This is a genomic window from Chryseomicrobium sp. FSL W7-1435, from assembly GCF_038595005.1.
Taxonomy (GTDB): Bacteria; Bacillota; Bacilli; order Bacillales_A; family Planococcaceae; genus Chryseomicrobium.
The window spans coordinates 485,935-511,593 of sequence record NZ_CP151997.1 but is presented as its reverse complement, the minus strand read 5'-3'; the positions used below and the strand labels follow the sequence as shown (position 1 = coordinate 511,593).

General features: G+C 43.8%; 28 protein-coding genes and 1 riboswitch. Of the genes, 9 read left to right on the top strand and 19 right to left on the bottom strand.

The genetic code is table 11. The features are described 5' to 3' along the window. Positions 1 to 38 precede the first annotated feature (38 nt). A complete protein-coding gene (locus MKY84_RS02800; RefSeq protein WP_342527598.1) occupies positions 39 to 851 on the top strand; it encodes an aldo/keto reductase in 813 nt (270 codons plus the stop codon). Positions 852 to 999: 148 nt separating this feature from the next. Next, positions 1,000 to 1,581: a hypothetical protein gene (locus tag MKY84_RS02795; RefSeq protein WP_342527597.1), complete on the top strand. Its 582-nt coding sequence runs from the start codon at positions 1,000 to 1,002 to the stop codon at positions 1,579 to 1,581. 169 nt (positions 1,582 to 1,750) lie between these two features. Here MKY84_RS02795 and MKY84_RS02790 read toward each other — a convergent pair whose 3' ends face one another. The 13 genes from MKY84_RS02790 to aceA all read right to left on the bottom strand — a co-directional run bounded on the left by MKY84_RS02790 (position 1,751) and on the right by aceA (position 11,773). Beyond that, positions 1,751 to 2,371, bottom strand: a complete 621-nt coding sequence (locus tag MKY84_RS02790) for an FMN-binding negative transcriptional regulator (RefSeq protein WP_342527596.1) — start codon at positions 2,369 to 2,371, stop codon at positions 1,751 to 1,753. Then, positions 2,371 to 2,901 (bottom strand): GNAT family N-acetyltransferase, encoded by a 531-nt coding sequence (locus MKY84_RS02785; RefSeq protein ID WP_342527595.1) that lies wholly within the window; start codon positions 2,899 to 2,901, stop codon positions 2,371 to 2,373. Before MKY84_RS02785 ends, MKY84_RS02790 begins: the two co-directional genes overlap by 1 nt. Before the next feature lie 18 nt (positions 2,902 to 2,919). Continuing rightward, on the bottom strand, positions 2,920 to 3,372 hold the full coding sequence (locus MKY84_RS02780) for a MarR family transcriptional regulator (RefSeq protein WP_342527594.1): 453 nt from the start codon (positions 3,370 to 3,372) through the stop codon (positions 2,920 to 2,922). 113 nt (positions 3,373 to 3,485) lie between these two features. Beyond that, on the bottom strand, positions 3,486 to 3,854 hold the full coding sequence (locus MKY84_RS02775) for an MmcQ/YjbR family DNA-binding protein (protein WP_342527593.1): 369 nt from the start codon (positions 3,852 to 3,854) through the stop codon (positions 3,486 to 3,488). A 4-nt stretch (positions 3,855 to 3,858) separates the two neighbouring features. Beyond that, positions 3,859 to 4,230, bottom strand: coding sequence for a DUF2750 domain-containing protein (locus tag MKY84_RS02770; protein ID WP_342527592.1), 372 nt, complete (start codon positions 4,228 to 4,230; stop codon positions 3,859 to 3,861). A gap of 33 nt (positions 4,231 to 4,263) precedes the next feature. Next, entirely contained in the window at positions 4,264 to 4,740 is a 477-nt protein-coding gene (locus MKY84_RS02765; protein WP_342527591.1) for a DUF4825 domain-containing protein, read from the bottom strand. 2 nt (positions 4,741 to 4,742) lie between these two features. Beyond that, positions 4,743 to 6,866: a HAMP domain-containing sensor histidine kinase gene (locus MKY84_RS02760; RefSeq protein ID WP_342527590.1), complete on the bottom strand. Its 2,124-nt coding sequence runs from the start codon at positions 6,864 to 6,866 to the stop codon at positions 4,743 to 4,745. Continuing rightward, on the bottom strand, positions 6,863 to 7,030 hold the full coding sequence (locus MKY84_RS02755) for a hypothetical protein (protein WP_342527588.1): 168 nt from the start codon (positions 7,028 to 7,030) through the stop codon (positions 6,863 to 6,865). The genes MKY84_RS02760 and MKY84_RS02755 overlap by 4 nt, the downstream gene beginning before the upstream one ends. Further along, positions 7,008 to 7,700, bottom strand: coding sequence for a response regulator transcription factor (locus MKY84_RS02750; RefSeq protein ID WP_342527587.1), 693 nt, complete (start codon positions 7,698 to 7,700; stop codon positions 7,008 to 7,010). Before MKY84_RS02750 ends, MKY84_RS02755 begins: the two co-directional genes overlap by 23 nt. Positions 7,701 to 7,818: 118 nt before the next feature. Then, positions 7,819 to 8,520 carry a DUF421 domain-containing protein gene (locus MKY84_RS02745; RefSeq protein ID WP_342527586.1) on the bottom strand — a complete coding sequence of 234 codons (702 nt, stop codon included), beginning with the start codon at positions 8,518 to 8,520 and terminating at the stop codon, positions 7,819 to 7,821. 220 nt (positions 8,521 to 8,740) lie between these two features. After that, positions 8,741 to 8,863 (bottom strand): protein YhfH, encoded by a 123-nt coding sequence (yhfH, locus tag MKY84_RS02740; RefSeq protein WP_342527584.1) that lies wholly within the window; start codon positions 8,861 to 8,863, stop codon positions 8,741 to 8,743. Beyond that, complete coding sequence (aceB, locus tag MKY84_RS02735) at positions 8,844 to 10,469, bottom strand: malate synthase A (protein WP_342527582.1); 1,626 nt, start codon at positions 10,467 to 10,469, stop codon at positions 8,844 to 8,846. Before aceB ends, yhfH begins: the two co-directional genes overlap by 20 nt. Before the next feature lie 20 nt (positions 10,470 to 10,489). After that, positions 10,490 to 11,773, bottom strand: a complete 1,284-nt coding sequence (gene aceA / locus MKY84_RS02730) for an isocitrate lyase (protein WP_342527581.1) — start codon at positions 11,771 to 11,773, stop codon at positions 10,490 to 10,492. Positions 11,774 to 11,941: 168 nt separating this feature from the next. On the opposite strand from aceA, the gene MKY84_RS02725 reads away from it, so the two are divergent. Further along, positions 11,942 to 12,283: a LytTR family DNA-binding domain-containing protein gene (locus tag MKY84_RS02725; RefSeq protein ID WP_342527580.1), complete on the top strand. Its 342-nt coding sequence runs from the start codon at positions 11,942 to 11,944 to the stop codon at positions 12,281 to 12,283. A gap of 145 nt (positions 12,284 to 12,428) precedes the next feature. Here the strand turns inward: MKY84_RS02725 and MKY84_RS02720 are convergent, their stop codons facing one another. Genes MKY84_RS02720 through MKY84_RS02710 form a run of 3 tightly spaced genes read right to left on the bottom strand, consistent with a single transcriptional unit; the run spans position 12,429 to position 15,696 of the window. Then, positions 12,429 to 13,331 carry an ABC transporter ATP-binding protein gene (locus MKY84_RS02720; protein ID WP_342527579.1) on the bottom strand — a complete coding sequence of 301 codons (903 nt, stop codon included), beginning with the start codon at positions 13,329 to 13,331 and terminating at the stop codon, positions 12,429 to 12,431. Between the two features lie 12 nt (positions 13,332 to 13,343). Continuing rightward, on the bottom strand, positions 13,344 to 14,564 hold the full coding sequence (locus tag MKY84_RS02715) for an ABC transporter permease (protein ID WP_342527578.1): 1,221 nt from the start codon (positions 14,562 to 14,564) through the stop codon (positions 13,344 to 13,346). 13 nt (positions 14,565 to 14,577) lie between these two features. Next, positions 14,578 to 15,696, bottom strand: a complete 1,119-nt coding sequence (locus tag MKY84_RS02710; protein ID WP_342527577.1) for a hypothetical protein — start codon at positions 15,694 to 15,696, stop codon at positions 14,578 to 14,580. A gap of 185 nt (positions 15,697 to 15,881) precedes the next feature. On the opposite strand from MKY84_RS02710, the gene MKY84_RS02705 reads away from it, so the two are divergent. Next, complete coding sequence (locus MKY84_RS02705; RefSeq protein ID WP_342527576.1) at positions 15,882 to 16,388, top strand: plastocyanin/azurin family copper-binding protein; 507 nt, start codon at positions 15,882 to 15,884, stop codon at positions 16,386 to 16,388. Positions 16,389 to 16,406: 18 nt separating this feature from the next. Here the strand turns inward: MKY84_RS02705 and MKY84_RS02700 are convergent, their stop codons facing one another. Then, the gene (locus tag MKY84_RS02700) at positions 16,407 to 17,294 is read right to left on the bottom strand and encodes an EamA family transporter (RefSeq protein ID WP_342527575.1); all 888 of its coding nucleotides are present in this window, start codon (positions 17,292 to 17,294) and stop codon (positions 16,407 to 16,409) included. Positions 17,295 to 17,358: 64 nt separating this feature from the next. Between MKY84_RS02700 and MKY84_RS02695 the strand changes: the two genes are divergently transcribed. From MKY84_RS02695 to MKY84_RS02685, 3 genes are all read left to right on the top strand, one after another. Continuing rightward, positions 17,359 to 17,589: a DNA-binding protein gene (locus MKY84_RS02695; protein WP_342527574.1), complete on the top strand. Its 231-nt coding sequence runs from the start codon at positions 17,359 to 17,361 to the stop codon at positions 17,587 to 17,589. Positions 17,590 to 17,755: 166 nt separating this feature from the next. Next, positions 17,756 to 19,288, top strand: a complete 1,533-nt coding sequence (locus MKY84_RS02690; RefSeq protein ID WP_342527572.1) for an AbgT family transporter — start codon at positions 17,756 to 17,758, stop codon at positions 19,286 to 19,288. A gap of 111 nt (positions 19,289 to 19,399) precedes the next feature. Next, positions 19,400 to 19,975, top strand: a complete 576-nt coding sequence (locus MKY84_RS02685) for a hypothetical protein (protein WP_342527570.1) — start codon at positions 19,400 to 19,402, stop codon at positions 19,973 to 19,975. A 237-nt stretch (positions 19,976 to 20,212) separates the two neighbouring features. Here the strand turns inward: MKY84_RS02685 and MKY84_RS02680 are convergent, their stop codons facing one another. After that, positions 20,213 to 21,199 (bottom strand): homoserine dehydrogenase, encoded by a 987-nt coding sequence (locus tag MKY84_RS02680; protein ID WP_342527568.1) that lies wholly within the window; start codon positions 21,197 to 21,199, stop codon positions 20,213 to 20,215. Between the two features lie 121 nt (positions 21,200 to 21,320). Continuing rightward, positions 21,321 to 22,619: a PLP-dependent transferase gene (locus MKY84_RS02675; RefSeq protein WP_342527567.1), complete on the bottom strand. Its 1,299-nt coding sequence runs from the start codon at positions 22,617 to 22,619 to the stop codon at positions 21,321 to 21,323. Positions 22,620 to 22,719: 100 nt separating this feature from the next. Further along, positions 22,720 to 22,834: riboswitch (SAM riboswitch) on the bottom strand. Between the two features lie 173 nt (positions 22,835 to 23,007). Here MKY84_RS02675 and MKY84_RS02670 point away from each other — a divergent pair. Both MKY84_RS02670 and MKY84_RS02665 read left to right on the top strand, forming a co-directional pair. Further along, positions 23,008 to 24,708, top strand: a complete 1,701-nt coding sequence (locus MKY84_RS02670; protein WP_342527566.1) for a M3 family oligoendopeptidase — start codon at positions 23,008 to 23,010, stop codon at positions 24,706 to 24,708. A 97-nt stretch (positions 24,709 to 24,805) separates the two neighbouring features. Then, on the top strand, positions 24,806 to 25,645 hold the full coding sequence (locus MKY84_RS02665; protein WP_342527565.1) for an STAS domain-containing protein: 840 nt from the start codon (positions 24,806 to 24,808) through the stop codon (positions 25,643 to 25,645). Positions 25,646 to 25,659: the final 14 nt, after the last annotated feature.

Genomic DNA, 25,659 nt, shown 5'->3' with positions numbered 1-25,659 from the left:
TGGTAAAATGAAGACCGAATCGAAAGGAGCTGTTTTTCATGGAATTTATCACATTAAGCAATGATACAAAAATTCCCCAAATCGGGTTTGGCGTTTGGCGTGTCGACAATGACACAGAGGCGCCGGCAGCTGTAGAAGAAGCATTACGTGCAGGTTACCGCCACATCGACACGGCGGCTGTCTATAAAAATGAAGAAGGCGTTGCTAAAGGAATCGCAGCTTCAGGCGTTGCCCGTGAAGATATCTTCTTGACGAGCAAGATCTGGAACGATGATATCCGTGCGCGTCGCACGAAAGAAGCATTCGTTGAATCCCTTGAGCGTCTGCAAACAGATTACATGGACCTTTGTTTACTACACTGGCCAGTTGATGGCATTGTAGAAGCATGGGCAGCACTTGTTGACTTGTATGAAGAAGGAAAGATTAAGTCGATTGGTGTTTCGAACTTCAAGCAACATCACTTAGATCAATTAGAAGAAGCCGGCTTGATGAAGCCTATGGTGAATCAAATCGAACTGCATCCACAAAACCCACAGCGTGCGTTTGTGACGTCTCTACAAGAGGCAGGCATTCACGTGGAAGCGTGGAGTCCATTGATGCAAGGGAAGTTTTTAGAGTTCCCACTGTTTGAAGAGCTTGCAGAAAAATATGGCAAAGCCCCTTCTCAAGTTGTCCTTCGCTGGCACTTGCAGCATGGTCACATCGCTTTACCAAAGTCAGTAACACCTGCTCGTATCCACGAGAACTTAGCTGCATTTGACTTTGAGCTTTCTTCTGACGACATGGCTGCAATTGATGCCATCGCAACAGATGTCCGCTTAGGTGCAGACCCGGACGAAATTGATTTTTAATTTAAATGTATAGAAACGAACCCCGAATCTTGAATGGATTCGGGGTTTTTTGTAGTTTAACCGCTGACTTTCTCACATAGTTTATTTCTTAAGAATCTTACTTCTAGTAAATGTTTATTTGCTATACTTTGAGGAAGGGGGAATGATGATGATAAGAAATACTTTGGCTTTAGTCCTACTATTGCTTCTATCAACAGGATGCCAACCCATAGATTTTGAGCCTGAACCCTATGAACCTATAAGCTCTTTTGTCACAAATCAAATCGACAGCTCTGAGCCGCAAGAAGATATACGCCCACTCTATGTTTCAAATACAAAGCCACGAGAATTAGACGTTCGATCTCCTGACACTAACATCTTATCTCCTCTTTTAAAGTATTGTTGGAGTGAGCAAGCTGGTGAATGCTCGGACGAGTTCAACCTGGATATAAATAAAGAACTATCTAGTTACCGAAACACACTTATAAAACCAGAGGAATCAATGTTTTATTCATGGGAGTCTAATAACTTTGGATCCAAATTACCTCGTCCCACAACCACAGAATTCTTCCAGTACCAACAAGACGGAACGCTGACTCCATTAGAAATAGATAGTAATGGTACGAATTTTGATATCCAGTTTCAAGGACCTTCAGAAGTTGGAAAGTATTTTTATGTAGTAAAAGCAACCTATGAAGAAGAAGTCCACGGGATTTCCTATTACGCATTTCATTTTACTGTACGCGAATAACAACTAACCCCTGAACCTGTGAAAGGATCCAGGGGGTTTTTTGCATTTCGAATTAGCATTAGCTGCCTAAGTTGTTCAATTAACGACCGAGTCATGTCCTTTAAAGCCCGAACTTCGCCACTTAACGACCTAGTGACTCGCTTTAACGCCCCAAATGAATTTATGGAAACTAATCTGACGTTCGCAGACGCTCCATCTCACTAGCAACTTGGTGAGAACCAGCATCGGGTTCTTCCTTCAGTTGGTCAATGATGTTTGCGTAGTCATGGTCTTTTCGATTTTGACTCATCTTATACGCCGCTTGCACCTCGCTTGCTTCCACTAAAAATCCTACAATCCCTTTGATTTCACGCTCAAGAAGTTCCGGCGTTACTGTTTCCCATAAGACAGGATTTTCTCGATGTTGTTCATACGTAACCATGAGTTGCTTTAAATCTGCTCGCAGTTCTTCATCGGTCTGTTTACGAATGGCCCCGTAGATATGAACTGCTTGATAGTTCCATGTAGGGACTTGTTCTTCGACATACCAGGAGGAAGAAATGTACGAATGCGGTCCTTGAAATATCAGCAATGCTTCCTCCACCTGTTCCCATGTCCGCCATTGTGAGTTCCCATAGGCCACATGTCCACTGATCAGCAAGTTCTCACCTTCCCGTCGCACAATCACAGGAATGTGGGTTGCTGTAGGACGCCCATTACTAGTTGTGACTAGTGTGGCAAAGCTGTGAGTTTTCAAAAACGACCAGATTTCTTCAGGATTTTTTACGTTGAATCGTTTAGGAATATACATCAAAACACCTCTTCTTTTACTGATTTGACCAAAATGTAATCGATTTGCTCATCGTCTCCCATGAAGAAGGAGTGTTGCCCGATTCGCTCAAATCCAATCTTTGAATAAAACGTGAGCGCATTATGATTGTTCTCCCAAACACCCAACCAAATTTTAGATTTCCGAAGACTCATTGCTCTTTCAAGCGCTCTATCATAGAGAAGTTTTCCTAATCCGAGCTTCTGAAATTCTATCAAGACATAGATTCGCTCGATTTCTAGATAGTCAGAATCCATAGGCTCTGATTGTGCGTCCAACTGATTGATCTTCAAATAGGCTGCGACCTTCCCGTCCTGTTCTGCCACATAGAATTCCGAGTCGGGATTCTCTAGTTCTTCACGAAGTTTTGAGTCTGCAAATGCCTTTTGCAAATAGTCGTTCATATTTTCTTCTGTGTTATGAGCAACAAATGTTTCAAAATAGGTTTGGCGACCTATCTGTTGGATCGTTTCAATATCTTCTATAGTGCATTTTCGTATTGTCACTGGCATCTTTCTCTTCACCTCTTCTTAATAAATTCGTTTCTGCCCTTTTTTCACGACTTCCCAGTCTTTCTCAATATTATGTCTTACTCGAACCAACAATTTTTCTAGTAGCTCAGCTTCATGCTCGCTTAATTCGTATAGCGCCACCGTTTCTGAGTGTTTATGTTCTTTTAGAATCTGAGGATAGATCTCTAAACCTTTTGCAGTCGGGTATAAATATTTGTTTTTACGATTTGAAGGTTCTAGCCGTTTTTCTATCAGTTCATTTTGTTCCAGCTTTTGAATAGCTCTCGCTGCTGTAGTCCGATCTACTTTAATTTGTTCTGCTACTTTCTCTTGAATAATTCCTGGCTGTTCGCAAATTCGGACTAAGTACAAATAATGACCTTTTGCTAAATCAAACTCTTTAAACTCAATATTGCTGATAGAGTCGAGAGCCCTCGCAATCATTCCGATTTCTCTTAAAATCTCAGCCACTCTGCCACCCCATTTACAATTCATTATATTCACTTTAAATATATTTTGTTGTAAATGCAACAAAAATTTTATTGAAAAAATCCCCTTTCTCGAAAAGAGAAAGAGGATAGAATTTAGTAATCGCCTAATATCTCACGCTGTGTGCGCTTCGGAAGCTTTTCCAAAACCTGCTCATACGAATGACGAATCATCTTGGCAATCAACTCATCTGATAACTCTGCGTCACGGTAAATCGAGTTCCAATGGGTTTTGTTCATGTAGTAGCCAGGAACAATCACTTCGTACTCGGTGCGAAGTTCTTCCGCATACGAAGGCTCTGCTTTAACAGTAAGGATTGCTTTACCTTCCTTGTCACCGCCAAGCATCGCATACATCTTATCACCAATCATGTAGCGATCAGCTGTCCATTCTTCTTTATAATCATGGACTGTCCCGGGTAAGGAAAGAAAGAATGCATGGAGTGCATCGTTGTCATTCAACATACGTTTACGCCTCGCCTTCTAGATCTTCCAAATCCTCGAGCAACGTTTCTGCCTCAGCTAAAATTTCATCTTTTGCAGTAGAGAAAACAGAAATCTGAATCTCGTCTTTTTCAAGTCCTGGTAACCACGCTTCGATGAACTCATCTAATGCGATTGGTTTAGGTGTGAACCCTGGCCATTCTTTCGCCGCTTGATGGCTAGCAAATTCTTCTGACGGCCAGAAGAAAATACGTTGTGCGCCTTTTGCGTCTTCTGCAGTTGCCCATCCTTCTTGGAAAAGCCCCCATACTTCTTTGTTCTCTACTACTGTGTGTAAAAAGACCTCGTACCGCGTATCTGCCGGTAGACGTGTCAGTTCATGCAATTCTTTTTTCATCCGAACCGCCTCCTTTTCACCCATCGTACCATATTACGAGGTTTCGTTGAGACCTTCTCTGTCCGGATCTTGTTCAAGTTTCATTTGGACCGCTTGTTTCAATTGCTGTTCCGATAAATATCGTTCGAGAGGTAAGCCTAGCCATGCTTCCCATTGTTCACGTGTGTACGTATAAGAACTAAACCCAGCATGAACCGTTACAAAATCTGCATTCGTGATTAATCGCAAAAGATATAAACTATATGTTCGAGCTGCTTCCCTAGCTATCTCTGGTTCTGCCTTCTCGTAGTAGAGCTCGATTCCATAAGGTTGTTCCTTGGTCTCAAGCGCCATCTGTTTCCACTCGAGACCATAATCTGGCAATAACTTTAAAATGTTTGTCATCGACATCGGTGATCCTACATAAGAACCCTCATAATCAAATAGCTCTTCTTTCGGAACCTCTGTATTTTCATTGGCACAACTAGCAAGTAGCAGAACGCTAAACATTACCGCCAGCACTCTTCTCATCCTCACATCGCTCCTTTTGGAAGGAGAATTGTCACTTTAAAGAGATCCCCATCCAAATTCAGATCAAATTCACCATTATGCAACGTGACTATGGATTGTGCGATAGCTAGTCCCAATCCAGAGCCTTCTGTGTGACGTGCTTGATCCCCGCGTTTAAAGCGTTCCGTCAATTCCGCGGTATCATCCCCTAACTCATACTGAGATACATTTTTGAATGTTACCACGGCATGGGTTGGTGTTTCTTGTAGTGCGACATAAACTCGTGTGCCAGGCATTGAATATTTGCTGATGTTTAGAAGTAAATTGTCAAACACACGCCAGATCTTTTGTCCGTCCATATAGGCATGAACTGGCTGGAAAGCTATGCCAACACGTATATCAAGGTTCTGTTTATCCAGTGCTTCCTGTTGCTCAGCAATAGCCTGCTGGAGTAAAGACGCCACATCTACTTTTGTTTTGTGCAGCTCGATATTGCCGGAAGCCATCTTCGACACATCGAATAAGTCTTCTATCAACGTTTTCAACCTTGCCGATTTCCGTTCGAGCACTCCAACATACTGTTCACGTTGTTCATCTGTCAAATCTGGATTTTTCAATAAATCTGTATAAGTAATGATTGAAGTCAACGGAGTACGTAAATCATGACTTACATTCGTAATCAGTTCTGATTTCAAGCGCTCGCTTTTCACTTGGGAAGACTGTGACGTCACTAGTTGATCGCGAAGGCTATTGAGTACTTTTGCATGCTCTGCCAGGCGGGAGCGTCCGCGAATCTCGAATGGTTCACTGACCTTTCCGTCCTTCAACCTAGCTGTTTGCACCATTGTTCTGTTCAGATATGCGATGCGACTAAATAGGAAATAAAGTGCGGGAATTCCGATGAATAAGGTAGCGGGAATCCAAACGAGAATCATTCCACCGACCACACCAACCAATACAGTTCCAAAGCCCCAGAAGAAGACAATGACCAAGATGATAACAGCTTGCCACGCAAGACTTTTGTTTAGAAATAAACCCTTTAGCCCCTCCAAACTTCTTTTCATTAAGGAGGTATTATAAGAATAAGTATTCATAGTTGTAACTAAACTTATTAAATACATCAGAAATGCTGTTAATAATCCGATTGCAAAAAACGTAGTGAAAAATGTGAAGTCATCTAATCCATAGTAATAGAAAATACCATTTGTAATTTCTGATGTTAAGAAGTATGAAACAAAGAGTAGTGCACCTGCAATTAAAATACGAATTTCATGAGGCTGTCTTGCGATTGGTAAAAGTAGCTCACTACTCAAAAGATCATCTTTCCATTTTTTCCATAAGAAAAATCCTGCTACTACTGCTGCTACTCCAAGTAGGGTGAGCACCCAGAAAATTAATTGACGATTTTTGTAGTCTTCAATCGCAGGACCAATATAGCTGTTTGGAATGTATACCGTTCCACTATAACTAGCAATGAATGAATCCAATCCCATTTGAATCTCATAAGCTTCATCAGGATGAGTGTCAAATCTACTTGCTTGCAGCCAACCATTGTTTGAACCGAAATCAACAGCATAGGCATCGCTGACTCCAGTTTCTTTATCAAAGGTTTCTCCTGTCGCTGTATTTGTAAGAGAGTAGCCAATTCCCGGGTAATTAATACTAAACTCATTTCGTTGTTTTTGTTGCTCCTGAATATAGCGATCTACTTTACGTTCCCATTCAGCAAGCAGCTTCTCTTCAACATACGCGTCATCTTCGAAATTCCTTCGAATATCAGCTATTTTCTGATCACGCTCTGCTTCCAGTTCTTCACCTATTTCATCGCCTTCAGTTGGTTCATATTGAATGCGAATATCCTCGATTTGAGATTGAAGATCTCCAAAACGGTAACGATATTCTTCTATAGTACTTTCCGTTACTTGGAAACCTTCTAGTAATTCTTCTTTTGTTATCGGCTCCACCATCAATGCAGGGAGTTTTTCAATTATTTCATAGTAAACAGAATGATCGAATTGATCAGTGTCTCTAAAATCTTCTCCAAGGAGCTCTCTTGAGAATCCTGCCCAAGAATGGAGGGCAGTAAGTATGAAAAATGCCAATACACCAAATGCAAGCCATTTCCCCCATTGTTTATTTGTCTTCATCCTAATCCCCCTCGATCCATAAACCGCTTCAACTGGGCAAGCCAGCTTGATGTTTCGGCCGCTTGCGTGAAGCAGTACGTACAATACCCGATGGTGGCGAGGCCAATTAGCATGACGCCTACGGAAAGAACTGTCTCCCATTTACTTGTCCATCTTGTAGCCAACGCCCCACACCACCTTTATATACCGCGGATTCTTAGGGTCCGCTTCCATTTTTTCACGGATTTTTCGAATATGCACTGCTACAATATTTTCTGCATTGTATGCAGGCTCTTGCCAAACGCGTTCATAGATTTCAGGAATCGAGAATACGCGTCCTTGGTTTCTCATGAACAGTTCTGTAATTTTGAACTCAGTCGGTGTGAGTTTCAATGGCTCACCTTCTAGTGTAACTACTTTCGATTCTTGGTTTAAAACTAAACCATCTTTTTCTATAACTGATGTAATTCCTTCGTATGTTCCTAGCTTCGTGTAGCGACGCAATTGCGATTTCACACGAGCAATCAGTTCCATCGGGTGGAATGGTTTCGTGACGTAATCATCTGCGCCAACAGACAAGCCGTGAATCTTATCCGTGTCCTCTGATTTTGCAGAGAGCATGATGATGGGAATGTTTTGTGTTTCCCGAGCTTTGAATGTTGCTTGAATCCCGTCCATCTGGGGCATCATGATATCCATGATCATCAAATGAACTTCTTGTTGCTCTAAAAGTGCAAGTGCTTCTAATCCGTTAGCGGCCTTTAGCACCTGGTACCCTTCATTTTTTAAGTAAATTTCAATCCCGTCTCGAATTTCTTGGTCATCATCTGTGACGAGTACTGTAAATGGTGTCATGTTCGACCGCCTCCTTCCATCTATTTCTATTGTACCTCTCAATTCTTAACAAGTAAGGGGGAGATTTCTGAAGAAATTCTTAAGAACACAAAAAATCTCCTCGCATCGTGCGAAGAGATTACTCGTCATTGCCACTGTCGATATAGAGTTTGCCGTTCTCTTGAAGTTCCGCATAGAAGATTTGGGCAGGATCTTGGTACCCAGCCTTTTTTAATTCTTTCATTAGCCACTCTTTGGAAAGATCTAGTTCTAACAAGTTGCGTTCAATTATGACCCCATCCGTAATGAGCTGCGTGGGAATATAGTGTGTAGATTTTGTCGGTAACTGCATGTCTTTTTTAGTGGCCGGTTGGTTCGCAGATTTTTTATAGACGCTCAGTTCTCCATTCGTCTCGAGAATCGCATGTTCGACTTCTGTAATGGAGAAAATCCCTTGCAGACGAAGGAGCATCTTCAAATCCTCAACCGGAAGTCTACTGGACTTTAATTCGCGCTGAAGAATTTTCCCTTTCCGGATGACGACGGATGGTTCATCATCAAGTAGCGTCTTTGCCCGCATAGATTTTAGGGAAATCCAACTAACAAAGAGTGTGAGTATCGTCCAGATGATGAGTGAGATCATCCCGTCTATGAACGGGGTTTCTGCTTGACCTGCTAAGTCGGCAGCAATTGACCCGATAGTGATGCCGGTGATGTAATTGAACATAGTGAGCTGGCTAAGTTGTTCTTTTCCGAGGAAGCGGGTTAGTAACAGTAGAGTTATAAACGTTATAGTTGTGCGCAAAATCATTTCTAGTGCGTTGATGTCTTCGGTCCACATGGGGAATCACCTCTTGAGAACAGTATGGGCGGAAGTGGCTGGCGTTAGACTGTAAACTTGAATTAACGCCCGTACTTGCTTGATTAACGACCCTAAAGTAACAATTAACGCCCGAACTTCTCTCATTAAAGACCGTACTTCCTCGTTTAACGCCCCAAATGATTTTATGGAAACTAATACAGAAAAACCCCCTCTGCCAAAGCAGAAGGGGCACTCTAAATTATTCGGGTTGGTTGTTCAAGCAACGCTCACATTCAAACAGTTGAGACTCGACTTGCTCACGAATGATAGTGCCACATTCACGGCATACTTTTGGGTTCGCTTCAAGATTTGGTTGATTCATGGTCAGTCACCTCCTCCAACTGGTCATAGCCAGGTACTGTGAGAAATTCGAAAAATTCATCATTTAGAACTAATCGTCTAAAGAGACTAGCGGCCTCTCCAAATCGTCCGTTGTCATAGACATCTTTCCCGAACTGCCCTTGTAACTTCTGCAGCTCTTCTTCAAGAACTTGATCGACAAGTTCAGCTGTAATCTTGCGACCGTCCTCAAGCTTTCCTTCCGGATGACGAATCCATTGCCATACTTGAGTCCGCGAGATTTCGGCTGTTGCTGCGTCTTCCATTAGATGATTAATAGGTGCAGCCCCGTTTCCGCGTAGCCAAGAAGCAATATACTGAACACCAACCGAACAGTTCACACGTAAACCATTTTCTGTGATGGTACCACTCAATACTTCTACTAATGCTTCCGCTGTCACATCCACGTCGTCTCGTTTTCGCGAAATCTGGTTCGGCTCTGGCATGTGTTCATTGAACTCATCGAGTGCCACTGCCACAAGTGCTGGATGCGCGACCCACGTTCCGTCATGCCCATCCGTCACTTCGCGGCGCTTGTCTTCCCGCACTTTATCAAATGCCGCGGCATTCGCTGCTTCGTCACCTTTAATCGGAATCTGAGCAGCCATCCCACCCATTGCTGGTGCATTGCGCTTGTGACACGTCTTGATAGCAAGTAACGTATATGCCCTCATAAATGGTGAAGTCATCGTCACTTGGCCTCGGTCTGGTAAGATGACGTCTGGTTGGTTACGAAGTCGCTTGATGTAGCTGAAGATGTAATCCCAGCGCCCACAGTTCAGGCCTGCTGAGTGATCACGTAACTCGTACAAAATCTCGTCCATCTGGAAAGCTGCCGGAATCGTCTCGATTAACACAGTTGCGCGGATGGAGCCTTGCGGAACACCAAGTGTATCTTGTGCATATCTAAACACGTCATTCCACAAGCGGGCTTCTAAGTGATGCTCGAGCTTTGGTAGATAGAAATATGGGCCACTTCCACGAGCAAGTAATTCTTTTGCATTATGGAAGAAGTACAAGCCGAAGTCGAATAACCCTCCAGACATTGGCTCCCCATCCACTACTACATGTTTCTCTAACAAGTGCCAACCACGCGGGCGAATCTGAAGTACTGCGACATCCTCATTTAGTGAATAGGTCTTGCCAGTAGTTGGTTGTGTATAGGAAATCGTCTTGCGAATCGCATCGTACATATTGATCTGGCCATGAATCATATTGTGCCATGTTGGTGCTGTGGCATCTTCAAAACAAGCCATAAATAGTTTGGCACCAGAGTTCAAAGCGTTGATGACCATTTTTCGGTCAACCGGCCCTGTGATTTCCACGCGGCGGTCTTGAAGGTCCTTCGGGAGTTCGGCAACCGTCCAGTCGCCGTCCCGAATAGGTTTTGTCTCTGATAAAAAATCGAGCTTGCTCCCAGTGTCCAGTTCTTTTTGACGCACTTCACGCGCATCTAAAAGTTCTTTCCGTCGTTCATTGAACGTCCGGTGGAGTCCTTCTAGAAACTGCAAGGCTTCTGGTGTCAACACTTGACGGACGGCTTCATCCTGAGGCGCTTTGATTTCAATCGAAGTTGTCAATTGCGTCATCGGTCCCGCTCCTTTCCGGATCACGCAAATTGCGCGACTTCCGTTGATCCTTTCATGGCTGTTGTAGACGACATGCCGCCTGAGACAATCTGAGAAACATCATCGAAGTAGCCTGTTCCGACTTCACGCTGGTGCTTCGTCGCTGTATAGCCTTTAGCTTCTGAATCAAATTCTGCTTGTTGCAAGCGAGAGTAAGCAGCCATACCTTCTGTTTTATAAGCATGTGCTAGTTCGAACATGCCGTGGTTCAAGCTGTGGAAGCCTGCAAGTGTAACGAATTGGAACTTGTAACCCATCTTCCCAAGCTCGACTTGATACTTGGCAATCGTTTCTTGATCCAAGTTTGCTTCCCAGTTGAACGATGGTGAACAGTTATAAGCAAGCATCTTCCCAGGGAACTCAGCGTGGATCGCATCTGCGAATTGTTTAGCTTCTTCCAAGCTAGGGTGAGATGTCTCACACCAGACAAGGTCTGCATAGGGAGCGTACGCCAGTCCACGTGCGATTGCCTGATCGATTCCAGGATTCGTTTTGAAGAATCCTTCTGGTGTACGTTCGCCTGTAATGAATGCGTGGTCACGCTCGTCGATATCACTTGTCACCATGTCTGCTGCGTCAGCGTCTGTACGAGCTACGATCAATGTCGGAACGTCTAACACGTCTGCTGCCAGTCGAGCAGCTACTAAGTTGCGGATGGCATTTTGTGTTGGAAGAAGAACCTTGCCGCCTAAGTGTCCACATTTTTTCTCTGAAGCCAGTTGGTCTTCTAAGTGAACGCCTGCTGCACCCGCTTCAATCATCCCTTTAATAAGTTCGAACACGTTTAGAGGTCCACCAAATCCCGCTTCTGCATCCGCAACGATCGGCGCAAACCAGTCAAATCCATCGTCACGTCCTTCTGCATGATCGATTTGATCTGCACGTTGTAAAGCTTGGTTGATGCGCTTCACTACTGCTGGAACCGAGTTCGCTGGGTACAAGCTCTGATCCGGATACATTTGACCGGAAAGGTTAGCGTCCGCCGCTACTTGCCAGCCGCTCAAGTAAATTGCTTGCAGGCCTGCTTTGACTTGTTGAACAGCTTGGTTTCCAGTAAGCGCACCTAGCGCATTAATAAAATCTTCTGTATGAAGTGAGTTCCAAAGACGGTCAGCACCACGTCGTGCCAGTGTCTGTTCTACTACAACTGAACCTCGTAATTTCACAACTTCTTCCGGAGTGTACGGACGTTCAATTCCTTTCCAGCGCTTATTTTCGCTCCAGTCTTTACGTAATTGCTCCACTTGTTCTTGTCGTTTCGTCATCATTTATCTCACCCTTCGTGTAAGTTTCTGTTGCATAACAGTTTTAGTTCTTGTAAATTAATATATAACAGAAAAGTCAGAATGACACGGCTTTTTGACAGACCATGAAAATTTCCGGATAAACCTACTAGTTTTCCGGATAAATCCAAATTACGAAGGAGGAACACAATGGAACAGCTTGTACCAACCCGATTTTTAACCGTACGCCAAGAGGAAGATTGGAAGCCTCTACGCCTTTCGACCATTACACATTTGGAGAGTTTACATAAGAAGACTTGGGTTTACGCAGATGGGGAAGCCTATTCTGTATCGCAACCATTAAAGGAGCTGCAGCAACGATTGCCTGAAGACTTTGTACGGATCCACCGGTCGTTTATCGTCAACTTGGTGGCAGTTGAACGAATTACACGCGATCTTGCATCGAATCTGATCATGGTTCTGGAGGATGGCAGTGAGTTACCAGTCGGCCAATCGTATTTGGCGGACGTGAAGCGGATTTTGGGGATGTAATGGTTTCCATAACATCACCTTCCATCGAATGTTCCGACACAATCGTTGAATCTCAGCAAATAACGGGTGAAACTCCTGACACAATCGCCGAAACCCCTCCCAAGGCAGCAAAAAGCCCTCCAATCTCGGAGGGCTTTCGTCTGTCTTATTGGTATTCCATCGAATACAGGTCATGCAGCGCAACTTTCCCAAAGTGGAAATCGGAAATGTGGGATGCAACGAGGAATGTGACGAGCGCTGTGATTTCTTCGTCTGGTTTATTTTGAATATCAATTAAGAGGGTATCGTTCGGCAACGTCTGCATGACTAACTCCGGAAACTTGTCATGCACGCGCTTTGCTTGTTCCGCTGTAATCTTCGGAAGACGGATCGTCGTCACGGTGTCCGCAGAAAACCCGGGTGCCAAGTCGTCAGCAAGTCGCAACTTTCCATTTTTGAAAAAGTAAATCTTGTCTGCGTACTGCTCCAAATTTTCGAGTAAATGAGAGGCAATGATAACGGTCTTTCCTTCCCGCTTCTTCTCGACAAGCATCTGCGAAATCATTTCGACATGCGTTGGGTCAAGTCCATTCATCACTTCATCCATCAACATAATCTTTGTATCTGAGACAATTTGCATCGCAAAGCATAAACGTTGGCGCATCCCGAGAGAGTAGGTCCCTGTCTTCTTCTTGACGTACGAAGCCATACCCAACTTGTTGATTGTGTCCTCAATCAATTCCGGACGGCTATTCCACATCGTTTGGTAGATCTTCATGTGGTTCTTACCGGATACGTGATTGTACAAATCGTTCTGGTCGGGCATCATCGACATCATTTGGTGGATCTTCACTTCATTCGACTTACTTGTGTACTGCAAACCCCCACCTACAACGACCTGTCCTTGTTTTGGAGACAAATAGTTCATGATGACGTTCATCAACGTCGACTTCCCGGTTCCGTTCGGCGCAACTAACCCAATAATCTGACCCGGTTCAAACGTGATAGAAATATCATCGAGCACACGTTTTTCTTGAAACTGCATGCCAATCTGTTTCAGTTCAAGCATTTTATTCCCTCCTTACTTCGTATAAGAAAATCGTTTGTTGGTCGTAATCAGTAAAACAAGCAAGATACATAGGAGTGCACTTCCAGCAACGAGCAAGACGCCTCGTTCTGCCGTGAACAGTTCAGATGCATACAAGAAATCTCTGGTGCCCGATATGACCTGCCCTACTTGAACATAGGAAGTCGGGTACCAATAGGCATCCGTAAACGGACTAACAGCACGTTCAAAATACAAAAACTCTGCGAAAACGATACCTAGCCCAATGGCGATATTGAGGAATTCAAGACGTAACGTGATGCTCAGTAAGATAATCAGCGCAATCAGAGCAATGAACCACAGGGATAAAAAGGCGATGTTTTTCACTAAATACTCCCACATAGGGATGGTCGAAAAGATTTCGAGGTCAGGTCTGTAATTGAAAATCGACACATCTGTATTATAGATAGGGACACCCAGTAGGAAGTCTCCGAACCCTTCTCGCAAGCCAATAATCAAAAGCCCTGCACTCAGCGGAATCACGGTCACTAGACTTCCCACAAATGCGACGAACCCCTTACCGAACATGCGCTTCCAATCGGAAATCGGGAATCCTTTCACAATACTTGGGTTGCGACGGTCTTTTAACACAATGTCAGCTGTGAGTAAAATACAGCTGATCAGCACTACAAACGGTAGAAAATTGTTCAATAGACGCTGTACGGTCTGAAGGGCCGTACGTTCTTCAAACAGTTCATAAGATAAATCGTGATTTCCTTGTGAATAGTGATCATAACGACTAGCCGTATACCCGTAAGCATAGAAACCATCGTCTCGTGCAAAGCTGTTGCCATGCGTATAATAGAGCGGGTTGTAGTAAAAATAGTCTCCGTATTGGATAACTAACTCATTCGTGAACGTGTACCACTCAGCAGTTGAAGAGGCATACGTCAATAAATCCCCTTCATCGAGAGCATCAATTCGTCGTTTCTCAACTTTGTTCCATTCTGGAAATAAACTCGCCGCAAACTGGACCGAAGGATGAAGATTTTCTCTCCCCTCAACACTTTCTATAAATGCTGCCCTTGTATCATACGCCGCTTGCATCTCATCGCGGCTCACCTTCTCAACCGGCTCATAGGTCGGAGCGACTGCAAATGCGTAATAGACACTCAGAAGGAGAAGAATGATGTAGACAGCTTGGTTCTTTTTGTTACCAATGAATTGCAAGGTTTCCCATTTGATAAAATTCCACATAGCCTTCCCCTCCTTACGCTCTTTGTAATCTTCCGCTTGATAAGAACCATTTGACGAGAGCTAATATCAACAGCAAGTAAACAGTTAAAATAACCATACCCATCCAAGCAGAAAGTTCTGCAGGATCGGCCCCCATCAAACTTTCACCCCGAAGTAGCGCAGGGAAATTGACGTAATGGTACGGATACCAAGGAGCGAGAGTTGCCAATCTCGGGAACATGATGGGTAATGCCACCAAACCGAGCTGGATAAAGATTGTGATATAGACATTTCGGACTAGGACGTTCAAGATAACTGAGCTAACAATAGCGACTAAAGATAACAACAGCATATAGCCAATAGCGAACCCACTGTAGGAAAGCACCGTGTGGATCTGGACTTGTCCATTCCAGATGGCAATTACATCTTTTAGACTTCCCCACTCGCCTAAGAAAGCGTAAGGCACACTAAATAGCAGAAGTACTACTAGAAACAGACAGGTAACACTCCATGTCACCAGTACTTTCGCTAACACATAGCGATCAAATGCAATGGGGTATCCTTTGATCAAGGTCGTATGGCGGAAATCTTCAATCATAATATTGGAGGAATAAATGGCGATAGTTATAAACCAAAATGCTCCGACAAATCCGAGTAAGTACATTAAAAAATGCGTGTATGTATACGCTGCAAATGGTGGCGGAGTTTCTAGTTGCGAGAGATAACTGTAATAGTAATAATCAAGTTCATTTTCAATCATTTGCGGCATGATGTCCGCTATTTTTTCGTACTCATCCATCATAAATGCATCTTTACGAAGCTGAGTAAGACGAAGTGCCGATTCTAAATAGAGTTCTGGACGATTGACTTTCAACGACATCCCCTGCTTCGTAAACGAAGTATCTTGTTGGACGACGTTTTTATAGAGCGGACTTCCTGGACCGTCTTCAGTCGCATCGACGACTTGGAACTTGTTAAGTGCGGCTTTCACAGTCAATGAGTCATTCGATTTTTCTGCAATGGGGTTCCCTAACTCGGCCTCATACGAATAGATACTGATGGCTAACGAAAAAATCGCAATGGCAAGTAGGGCAAAGAGCGTCTTTTTATCGGTTCGTTCTACAATAAACAGTGTTTTTAACATGCGAAGCATTTTTATGACCCCTCACTTTAATTTTCACACTTTTCTATCATCTCAGACATCACAACCCGCTGTACAGGGTAAAGTTAAATTTAGTTAAACTTTCATCAAATAGTTAAAAGAATGCAATTTTTCTACATCCATTCTTGAAAAACAAACGTTAGCTAGGAAATATAAATTGAAGGGATGCGTTACTTATGAACAAAAGCAAATGGGGCGTACTGTTGTTAACAGTCGGAATTTTAGCTGCTTGTGGTGATACAACAGAAGAGATCGGGATGGAAGAGATGCCTGAGGAAGAAATGGTAGAGGAAGAAGCTGGCGGTATGGATATGAATGAAGAAGAAACAACAGAAGAAGCTACTGAAGAAGGCACCGAGGAAGAAGCAACAGAGGAAGAGGCTACTGAAGAAGCAACCTCTGACGCACCAATTGCTGAAAACGGAGTTGCTTCAGAGCTACTTGCAAAAGGCGAAATGACAAGCTTTGTCTTCAATGAAGCTGGCGAGTTCAACGTATTTTGTGAACCTCATCCCGTGATGAAGATGACGGTCATTGTGGAAGAAGGCGCTGAACTTTCTGGTGAAGTAGCAGTAGACATCGCAGATTATGAGTTTGTCGAGACTACATTGACTGTCGCACCTGGGACCGTGATCACCTGGACCAACCAAGACAATGTTCGTCATAATGTAGCTTTCCAATAATCAAGTTGGCCCTGAGCGCTAAACAGCCTCAGGGTCTTTTATGGGACGTGGGTATCTAGCACCCACTGTTAGAACGACAATACTTCCAAGTAGAAGGATAATCCCGACCCAAGAATTCCACGTAAATACCTCTCCAACAACTAGCACGCCAAGTACGGCAGCCGTTGTCGGCTCAGCAAGTGACAGCGTGAGCGCAGAACTCGATGGAATCTTTTTTAAGCCTGTTGTGTAGAAAACATAGGCAAGTGTCGTCGTCCCTATTCCTAAATAGAGGAGTATCAGGGCATTCACCGGTTGCACTGTCCAAGCCGCCCCATTTAGCACATAGAACGGACTTAGAAAGACAGCTGCAACGCTGAATGTCATGGCGACTGCTGACACCGCATCTTGTTTGGCAACAAGCACTTTGCTCGCCATCGTATAGATAGCAAATACGATTCCTGCTCCTAATGAAAGAAACACCCCTGTTGGGTTTACCGTCACCGCACCGGAATTAAGAAACAAGAATCCGCAACCCACAAGAGCAAACAACGTAGACAGCATCCAGATTCGAGTAGGTCTTTGTTTAAATATAAACCACTCTACTAAACCTGAGAAAACAGGGGCGCTTCCAATCGCGACGACACTCGCTATCGCTACGCCTGTCAGTTTTACACTACTGAAGAACAGCATTTGAAACAGTCCAATACATAAGGCCGCAAGCAGTGTCTCTTTCCAGGACCACTTTTTGAAGTTAATCTTGCGCATGACAAGTAACGGGATCAACAAGGTCAAGCCGCCTATAGCCGATCTGGCAGCCGCCACAACGAACGGGTGAGCATCTTCAGGTAAAAATGTTTGCGCGGTGCCTGTAGTTCCCCACAGGATGGCGCCAAGTAAGACAAGTATGTATGGTAAACTAGACAATGAAATCACTCCTTACAGCTATATTCACTCTTATCCTTTCCAGTATACAAGGAGGTTCGGAAAAATGTATAGAACGATTGAGGAGACTGCCCTCTATCTCCAAATGCCCGAAGAGCAAGTACGCCGGTATATTTTGGAGCGTCGGATTAAAGCTGTCTACGATGGTGAGCAGTTTGTCATTAACGATGAACAGTTTAATCGACACTTTGATCAGCTCGATGAATTGAAAGCCATGATTGAAGAGTGGCGCAACACACCGATTCCCGAAGATCCCGATATTAAAGATGAAGACTAATCCCAGCACTCCGGTGACTGGGATTTTCACTGTTCCCCCTATTCGCAATCCTTTTGCAATTCCGGATATTCCCGAATGGCTTTCTATTCGCTGCTTTTCTTCTTATAATAAACAAATGCCTATACAGGTAATTGTCAGAATAGTGATATGATTTGGAGGTTTTGAAATGGAAAACACGAAAAAACGTGGATTCATTCTTCGTTCTCTCGATGGTATCGAGCGTACCGGGAATAAATTGCCACATCCGGTTACATTATTTGCGATTTTTTCTGTTCTCATCTTAGTGCTTTCTGCTATCTTCTCTACGCTTGGCGTTAGTGTCGAAGATCCGATGAACCCAGGAGAAACGTTAACGGTTAGAAATTTACTTGATTCAGAAGGAATTCTGTACTTGTTCCAGAGTATGGTCACAAACTTCACAGGGTTTGCACCACTTGGTACCGTTCTTGTCACGATGCTAGGTATCGGTCTTGCTGAGCGTTCTGGATTGATTAGTGCTGCTCTTCGCGGACTTGTTACTTCTGTGCCAAAGCAACTTCTTACAGCTGCATTAGTTTTTGGTGGCGTTATGTCATCAATGGCTGCAGATGCTGGATACGTTGTTCTCGTACCACTTGGAGCAGTTCTTTTCGCTGGAATGGGACGTCACCCACTTGCAGGTCTAGCTGCTGCGTTCGCTGGGGTATCTGGTGGATTCAGTGCCAACTTGCTACTCACTTCTCTTGACCCACTTCTTGGTGGAATTACGCAAGATGCTGCGGCCATCTTAAATCCTGAGTATGCTGAGTCAATTAACTACGCGATGAACTACTACTTTATGATTGCTTCAGTCTTCATGATTACAATCGTTGGTACTCTCGTTACTGAAAGAATCGTAGAACCTCGTTTAGGTCTCTATAAAGGGACTGTAACTGAAGAAGTCAACACACTTTCTTCTCTTGAGAAAAAAGGATTATGGGGCGCACTTGCCTCTGTTATCGTTGTTTCAATCGGTATTGCCTTATTGGTCGTTCCTTCTTGGGGACCACTTCGTGCAGGTGCTGAAGAAATCGTGAGTGCACCGTTCTTCCAAGTCCTTGTTCCTGTTATCTTGATTCTTTTTATTGTTCCTGGATTTGTGTATGGTGTCATCACTAAAGCAATCCGTAATGATAAAGATGTTGCGAATCAATTATCTGAAACTATGGAAACAATGGGTTCTTACATTGTTCTTGCCTTTGTTGCTGCACAGTTTGTCGCTTACTTTACAACGTCTAACTTAGGGCTTGTGCTTGCAGTAAACGGAGCGGAATTCTTAGACAGCACCGGTTTTACTGGTTTCCCATTAATCTTAGCCTTCCTGTTGATCACAGGTTTCATCAACTTGTTCATCGGTAGTGCTTCGGCAAAATGGGCTATTATGGCACCAGTATTCGTACCAATCATGATGGAGCTTGGGTATTCACCAGAGTTAACTCAGGTCGTTTACCGTATCGCAGATTCATCAACAAATATCATTTCTCCTTTGATGCCGTACTTTGCCATCGTTATTGCGTTTGCTCAGAAGTATGATAAAAAAGTGGGAATTGGTACGTTGATTGCTACCATGCTTCCTTACTCGATTGCGTTCTTTGTTGTTTGGACGCTCATGCTATTCATTTGGATGGCACTTGGTATCGACTTAGGACCAGGTTCTGGCATCTACATGCCAGAACAATAATCTGTTTACCGACTCTCTTTATGAGGGTCGGTTTTTTAGTTCTCTAGCCCTCTTTTCAGATTTTTCAATCAGTGATAAAGTAACGTGTAGAAGAGGGGGAATTATCTTATTATGAAGAAATGGTTTTTAGCAGTGGCAGCCCTAGGTTTACTAGCAGGGTGTCAAGAGGAAGCAGCAGAAACAACTGACGCACAACAAGTAACGGGTCCTGCTGGCGAGATTGAGCAAAAAATTGAAGAGGCTTTTGACATAGAAGTTGCGGTTCCGACTTTACAGAATCACGATATCGGCCTTGCTTATTTAGATGAAGGTAGCGAGGCGTCCCCATTAAAATCTGCTCACTTGATTTATCAGACGACGACTAAGCCTATGGATGGCTTTAATGTGGATACATGGGGAGAGCAAAATGGTGTGGAGATCATCCACGGTGATCTGTTTAAAGATGCACCACTTGCAGAGCTTGATATTTTCCCAGAAACGTATGGAACGATTATGGACTCTGAAAAGCGCGACATCGCTGGACAAGAAGTGGAGTTTAACTTAATTCCAGGGGCTGTTCGTGATACGGCATTCATCGGGTTTGATAAAGAGGGTGCTGGCTATATGATCAAGTATCATTTGGCTGAAAACCAAGAAGAGGATGAAGCAATTGCGTTCGCTGAGCAAATCATTGAAGCCTTGAACTAGAGTAGGTTTCTTAAGGTACCTGTGCACCAAACAATTCAACACAATTTGCATAATTAAAGGAGCAACCGCGACGTCATGCGGTTGCTCCTTCATTTTTATGCAATTGTTGTTCATAGTCAGAATTGTTTAGTGCACAGGTACCTAAAAGGGAATATCTTCCACATCTAACGCAATCAAGTTGCAGGCGTTAGAAATACACTGCGGAGTTTCTAAAACGGCGTTCTCCACATCTAATAACTAAATAGAAATCATAAACCCAGCACGTTTGCCGATAATCTCTGCATAATCTTCTACCATCACGCTAGCTGTCGGATACATCCCGGCTCCCGGCCCTACAAGAGTAAGCGTTCCGATATAGTTTGTATCGACCGCCACTGCATTGTTCACTCCCTCGATTGCATAAAGAGGATGATCCGGACCGACCAGTTGTGGACCGACTGAAGCTTCTAGACGTCCATCTGGATGCTGGACGATTTCTGCCACGTGGCGGTAGCGAAGTCCGTTAGTTTGCGCCAGCTGTACATCTTCGAGTGTAATCGTATCGATCCCCTTCACATCTACTTCATGACGTTCCGGTTGTTTATCAAACGCGAGCGCACTTAAAATCATCAATTTATGGAAAGCGTCCATTCCCGATACATCATTGTAAGGGTCTGCTTCCGCATAACCTAGCGCCTGTGCATCACGTAGTGCCGCATCAAATGCACTATTGTCTGAGCGCATAGACGTCAAAATATAGTTGGACGTCCCATTCAAAATTCCCTGAATCCGGTGGACAGAGTTGACCTGCAGCAAGTTTTTTAGCGTCTTGATAACTGGGACACCGCCTGCAGTAGTCGCTTCATACCCAATGTAGACGCCTTTTGATTTTGCTCGTTCATGTAAATCAATGTGGTAGCGAGAAAACATTACTTTGTTTGCCGTAATGACATGACAGCCTTTGTCGATTGCCTGGCACAAGTAACTGTAAGCCGGCTCTTCTCCAACAATTGCTTCGAACACCACTTGCAATCCAGGGATGGCCAAGATGTCTTCAAATTTGTCTGTGATCAGGACCCCAGGAGTGGCGGGACGTGGCTTTTCTAAATCATGTACTAGAATCGCCCCCACTTCTATATCAAGACCAAGAGACCGTTGTAGCTCTTCTCGTTTGTCTTGTAAGATGCGGTAAATCCCCTGACCTACTGTTCCGTACCCTAAAATTGCTGCGCGTAATTTTGCCATGTTTATTCCTCCAACTCGGTGCGTCAAATCGCCGTATTATTTTTTCTATTCTAGAGGAAGAAGTCAAATAAAACAAGAAAATTCTTTCTGTAGAGTACATTTGTTTTTCTAATACGGACAATTAGACAGGAAGAGCTGCCTTTTTCACTGCTTGTAATCCCGCATCCAATGCTTCTAAAATATCGTCAATATGTTCAAGGCCAATAGATAAACGAACTAATTCTGGCGTGACCCCTGTACGTGCCAATTCTTCCCCTTCGCCAAGCTGCTGGTGCGTTGTGGATGCTGGATGAATGATTAAAGACTTCGCATCGCCTACGTTCGCCACATGAGAGAACAACTGAATGGAATCAATCAGTAGTTGTCCTGCCTGCTTTCCACCTCTCACGCCAAACGTCAGGATGGAGCCCGCTCCTTGGCCAAGATATTTTTTTGCTAGTCCATGAGATGGGTGCTCTTCAAGACCCGGGTAATTGACCCATTCGACTTCTTCATGCTGCTTCAAATAGTTAGCAACCGCCAATGCATTCTCATTATGCTTCGGGATGCGTAAGTGAAGTGTCTCTAACCCTTGCAGGAAGGAAAAAGCAGCTTCTGGACTCAAAGCCGGTCCAAAATCTCGTAGCAGTTGCACGCGCAGCTTAATCGCAAAAGCTACTTGGGGTACATCAATTCCATACCGTAAACCATGATAAGTCACGTCTGGCTCGATGAAACCAGGAAATTTATCGGAGTTCCAGTCAAAATTCCCACCATCGACTACCACTCCACCGATCGTCGTCCCGTGTCCTCCAATCCATTTTGTAGCAGAATGGATGACGACGTGTGCGCCATGATGAATTGGTTGTGTGCCGTATGGAGTAGCAAACGTGTTATCGATTAGTAAAGGTACTCCCACCTCATTGGCCACTTTCGCGACTCCCTCAATATCCAAAACATTTAAACTTGGGTTACCAATCGTTTCAGCAAAGAAGCCTTTTGTTTTTGAAGTAACGGCCGTCCGGAAGTTTTCAGGGTTCGTCGAATCCACAAACTTCACAGTAATTCCGTAGCGAGGTAATGTGTGGGCAAATAGGTTGTAGGTTCCACCGTAAAGGTTGGAAGCCGCTACAATCTCATCGCCTGCTCCCGCAATATTTAAAATCGAAAACGCAATTGCTGACATTCCAGAAGAAAGAGCGACCGCTGCCGTTCCTCCCTCAAGCTGAGCGACACGCTGCTCAAACACATCGACGGTTGGATTGCCAATGCGTGTATAAATGTTACCGGCTTCTTTCAAGGCAAATAAGTTTTGTGCATGCTCTGTACTTTGGAAAACAAATGAAGTGGTTTTGTGAATCGGTACTGCACGAGACCCGGTTACTGGGTCTGGCTGCTGGCCTCCGTGAAGTAAAATCGTTTCTGGGCGTAAATGTGTCATTGTTCTTCCTCCTTTAGTTTGGTTAGATCAGACATCCAGAGAGGAAGTGACAATGAAAAAGGCCCTCTTCAATTAAGAAGAGGAGCCTGAGCTTGTCCTCCTCTTATCTTCCAGATCATTAACTGATCTGTAGGAATTAGCACCTTTCCAAGCAAAAATGCTTGTTGGTTGCCGGGCTTCGCAGGGCCTAGTCCCTCCGCCACTCTGGATAAGAGTCATATACGTCTGTCTGTTGCATTGAAGTATAAAACAGCGGAGAATCTTCTGTCAACCACCAATTTGAAATTTTCTGTTTTTTCAGCCGGAAATCACTTGCCAAACACTCTGAATTGCGAAACAATAGAGGGTGAGACCTTCGAAAACCGAAGGACCCAAGGAGGATTATCGAATGACGACACAATTCCAAGAGTATACATATGAACGTCCTGATATGTCCACTCTTCAAACAAACGCTAAACAAGCACTTGAAGCCTTCAAAACTGCGTCTTCTTATGAAGAGCAAAATGAAGCCATTCAAACTTTGAACCAACTACGCGCAGACTTCTCAACGATGGCCAACTTAGTGTATATCCGTGCATCTATTGATACTAACGATGACTTCTACCAAAACGAGCGTGATTATTTTGATCAGATTTCGCCAGAGATGGAAGAAATCGTGACCGAGTACTACAAAGCCCTTGTTGAATCTCCTTTCCGTTCCAACTTGGAAGAACGTTGGGGGCAGCAACTATTTGATTTAGCTGAATTTCAAATCAAATCATTCTCTCCAGAAATCATGCCACTGCTTCAAAAAGAGAACAAGCTGGCATCTGATTACTCGAAACTTGTGGCATCTGCCCAAGTCGAATTTGATGGGGAGACGTTGACACTTGCTCAACTTGGACCCTTTGCTGAATCGACGGACCGCGCGACACGCAAGAAAGCAAAAGAAGCATCATTTGGTTTCTTCGCTGAACATGAGGAGAAGTTTGATTCAATCTATGATGAACTCGTCAAAGTAAGAACAGAAATCGCGCATACAATGGGCTATAAAAACTTTGTAGAGCTTGGTTACATTCGTATGAACCGTATCGATTATAATGCTGAAATGGTCAAGACGTTCCGCGACCAAGTACGCGACTACATCGTTCCTGTTGCGACAAAGCTTTATGAGAAACAAGCTAATCGCATTGGTGTGGAAAAGCTCAAGCATTACGATGAGCCGCTAACATTCTTAACGGGCAATGCCACTCCTCAAGGATCACCTGAATGGATCATCGATGGTGGGAAGAAAATGTATGAAGAGCTTTCTCCTGAGACGGACGAGTTTTTCAAATTCATGCTCGACCGCAACCTGATGGACCTTGTAGCTAAAAAAGGAAAAGAAGCTGGCGGCTATTGCACATTTATTGAAAATCATGATTCACCGTTTATCTTCTCGAACTTTAACGGGACATCTGGTGATATCGATGTCTTAACGCATGAAGCAGGTCACGCTTTCCAAGTGTTCTCAAGCCGCAATATCGGTATTCCAGAGTACATCTGGCCAACGTTTGAATCTGCCGAGATCCATTCTATGAGCATGGAATTCTTCACATGGCCTTGGATGGAAAACTTCTTTAAGGACCAAACAGAAAAGTACAAGTATTCTCATTTGATGAGCGGTCTATTATTCCTTCCTTATGGGGTTGCTGTCGATGAGTTCCAGCATGTCGTTTATGAAAATCCAGAAATGACACCTGCTGAACGTAAGGCTGCTTGGAAAAAAATCGAACAAACCTACCTTCCTCATAGAGATTACGATGGCAATCCTTATCTAGAAGAAGGTGCTTTCTGGCAACGTCAAGGTCATATCTATGCATCGCCTTTCTACTATATAGATTACACATTAGCGCAAATCTGTGCGTTCCAATTCTGGAAACGTTCACGTGAAGATTTTGATGGCGCTTGGAAAGACTACTTGTATCTATGCACACTTGGTGGCTCTCTTCCATTTACAAAATTAGTAGAGGCTGCGAACTTAAAATCTCCTTTCGAACAAGGGAGTATTGAAGGTGTTGTAGAGGAAATTGAATCATATTTGAACAGTGTGGATGACGAAGCATTATAAAAATTATGTAGGCAGGTCCCATGTGGACTTGCCTATTCTATTGCTTGTCCTCTACACTAGAACCTAAGTGATTCTATTTTGAAGGAGAGATTGTGCAATGACACCCGAGCAGAAGCTCTATGAGTACCTAGTAAACAATACCTGGGATTTAACCGAGGATTGGTATGCAGCACTTGATAAAAATTCCACAAGTGGAGTCTATGCTTCGACGGACCCTACTGTGATTCAAACGATCAAGCAACAAAATCACGGTTTTCATGAACGTTTTTGTAAACTTTTTAAAGAAGAAGAGGACGTTTTTGTAAAACATTTTGAGGAATGGGTTATAGAAATTGCCCGTGACCCAGAACATTTGAACACACCTCTCCATTTCATCCTTCAAGAATTTTTCAATACGCAACAACAATACATTACTCTCTTGTATCAATATGAACGACAAGAAGACGATTTACCCCACGAAACTGTCCAACAGTGGATAGCATCGGTCACGAAGATGTTTGGGAAATTGATGACCTGGTTCACAGAAGAACATCACAAGTACTCTATATCAAAATTACGTGCTCAACAAGAAATGATCAATGAATTGAGTACGCCTGTCATCTCTCTAAGCAAAGGTGTGGCATTGCTCCCACTTGTAGGGGACATCGACACGAATCGCGCCAAATACATCTTTGAAAACGCCTTGACCCAGTGTACACAAAAACGCGTCCATAGTTTACTTATTGACATCTCGGGTGTAGCCATTATTGATACGATGGTCGCCCAGCAAATTTTCCAACTAATCGAAGCGCTTCGCCTTCTTGGTGTTGAGTCGACTCTTTCAGGCATTCGCCCTGAGATTGCCCAAACAGCTGTCCAATTAGGTATAAACTTCCAAGATATTAATACCATCTCTACTATTGAACGTGCCGTCCAGCGGTTGTTCACGGAAAAATAAGGAGGACGTCTCTT

Excerpts from the sequence above, each read along its gene's own strand:
- MKY84_RS02800 (WP_342527598.1), top strand. The coding sequence starts at position 39 with ATGGAATTTATCACATTAAGCAATGATACAAAAATTCCCCAAATCGGG.
- MKY84_RS02795 (WP_342527597.1), top strand. The coding sequence starts at position 1,000 with ATGATAAGAAATACTTTGGCTTTAGTCCTACTATTGCTTCTATCAACA.
- MKY84_RS02790 (WP_342527596.1), bottom strand. The coding sequence starts at position 2,371 with ATGTATATTCCTAAACGATTCAACGTAAAAAATCCTGAAGAAATCTGG.
- MKY84_RS02785 (WP_342527595.1), bottom strand. The coding sequence starts at position 2,901 with ATGCCAGTGACAATACGAAAATGCACTATAGAAGATATTGAAACGATC.
- MKY84_RS02775 (WP_342527593.1), bottom strand. The coding sequence starts at position 3,854 with ATGTTGAATGACAACGATGCACTCCATGCATTCTTTCTTTCCTTACCC.
- MKY84_RS02770 (WP_342527592.1), bottom strand. The coding sequence starts at position 4,230 with ATGAAAAAAGAATTGCATGAACTGACACGTCTACCGGCAGATACGCGG.
- MKY84_RS02765 (WP_342527591.1), bottom strand. The coding sequence starts at position 4,740 with ATGAGAAGAGTGCTGGCGGTAATGTTTAGCGTTCTGCTACTTGCTAGT.
- MKY84_RS02760 (WP_342527590.1), bottom strand. The coding sequence starts at position 6,866 with ATGAAGACAAATAAACAATGGGGGAAATGGCTTGCATTTGGTGTATTG.
- MKY84_RS02750 (WP_342527587.1), bottom strand. The coding sequence starts at position 7,700 with ATGACACCATTTACAGTACTCGTCACAGATGATGACCAAGAAATTCGA.
- MKY84_RS02745 (WP_342527586.1), bottom strand. The coding sequence starts at position 8,520 with ATGTGGACCGAAGACATCAACGCACTAGAAATGATTTTGCGCACAACT.
- yhfH (WP_342527584.1), bottom strand. The coding sequence starts at position 8,863 with ATGAATCAACCAAATCTTGAAGCGAACCCAAAAGTATGCCGTGAATGT.
- aceB (WP_342527582.1), bottom strand. The coding sequence starts at position 10,469 with ATGACGCAATTGACAACTTCGATTGAAATCAAAGCGCCTCAGGATGAA.
- aceA (WP_342527581.1), bottom strand. The coding sequence starts at position 11,773 with ATGACGAAACGACAAGAACAAGTGGAGCAATTACGTAAAGACTGGAGC.
- MKY84_RS02725 (WP_342527580.1), top strand. The coding sequence starts at position 11,942 with ATGGAACAGCTTGTACCAACCCGATTTTTAACCGTACGCCAAGAGGAA.
- MKY84_RS02720 (WP_342527579.1), bottom strand. The coding sequence starts at position 13,331 with ATGCTTGAACTGAAACAGATTGGCATGCAGTTTCAAGAAAAACGTGTG.
- MKY84_RS02715 (WP_342527578.1), bottom strand. The coding sequence starts at position 14,564 with ATGTGGAATTTTATCAAATGGGAAACCTTGCAATTCATTGGTAACAAA.
- MKY84_RS02710 (WP_342527577.1), bottom strand. The coding sequence starts at position 15,696 with ATGCTTCGCATGTTAAAAACACTGTTTATTGTAGAACGAACCGATAAA.
- MKY84_RS02705 (WP_342527576.1), top strand. The coding sequence starts at position 15,882 with ATGAACAAAAGCAAATGGGGCGTACTGTTGTTAACAGTCGGAATTTTA.
- MKY84_RS02695 (WP_342527574.1), top strand. The coding sequence starts at position 17,359 with ATGTATAGAACGATTGAGGAGACTGCCCTCTATCTCCAAATGCCCGAA.
- MKY84_RS02690 (WP_342527572.1), top strand. The coding sequence starts at position 17,756 with ATGGAAAACACGAAAAAACGTGGATTCATTCTTCGTTCTCTCGATGGT.
- MKY84_RS02685 (WP_342527570.1), top strand. The coding sequence starts at position 19,400 with ATGAAGAAATGGTTTTTAGCAGTGGCAGCCCTAGGTTTACTAGCAGGG.
- MKY84_RS02680 (WP_342527568.1), bottom strand. The coding sequence starts at position 21,199 with ATGGCAAAATTACGCGCAGCAATTTTAGGGTACGGAACAGTAGGTCAG.
- MKY84_RS02675 (WP_342527567.1), bottom strand. The coding sequence starts at position 22,619 with ATGACACATTTACGCCCAGAAACGATTTTACTTCACGGAGGCCAGCAG.
- MKY84_RS02670 (WP_342527566.1), top strand. The coding sequence starts at position 23,008 with ATGACGACACAATTCCAAGAGTATACATATGAACGTCCTGATATGTCC.
- MKY84_RS02665 (WP_342527565.1), top strand. The coding sequence starts at position 24,806 with ATGACACCCGAGCAGAAGCTCTATGAGTACCTAGTAAACAATACCTGG.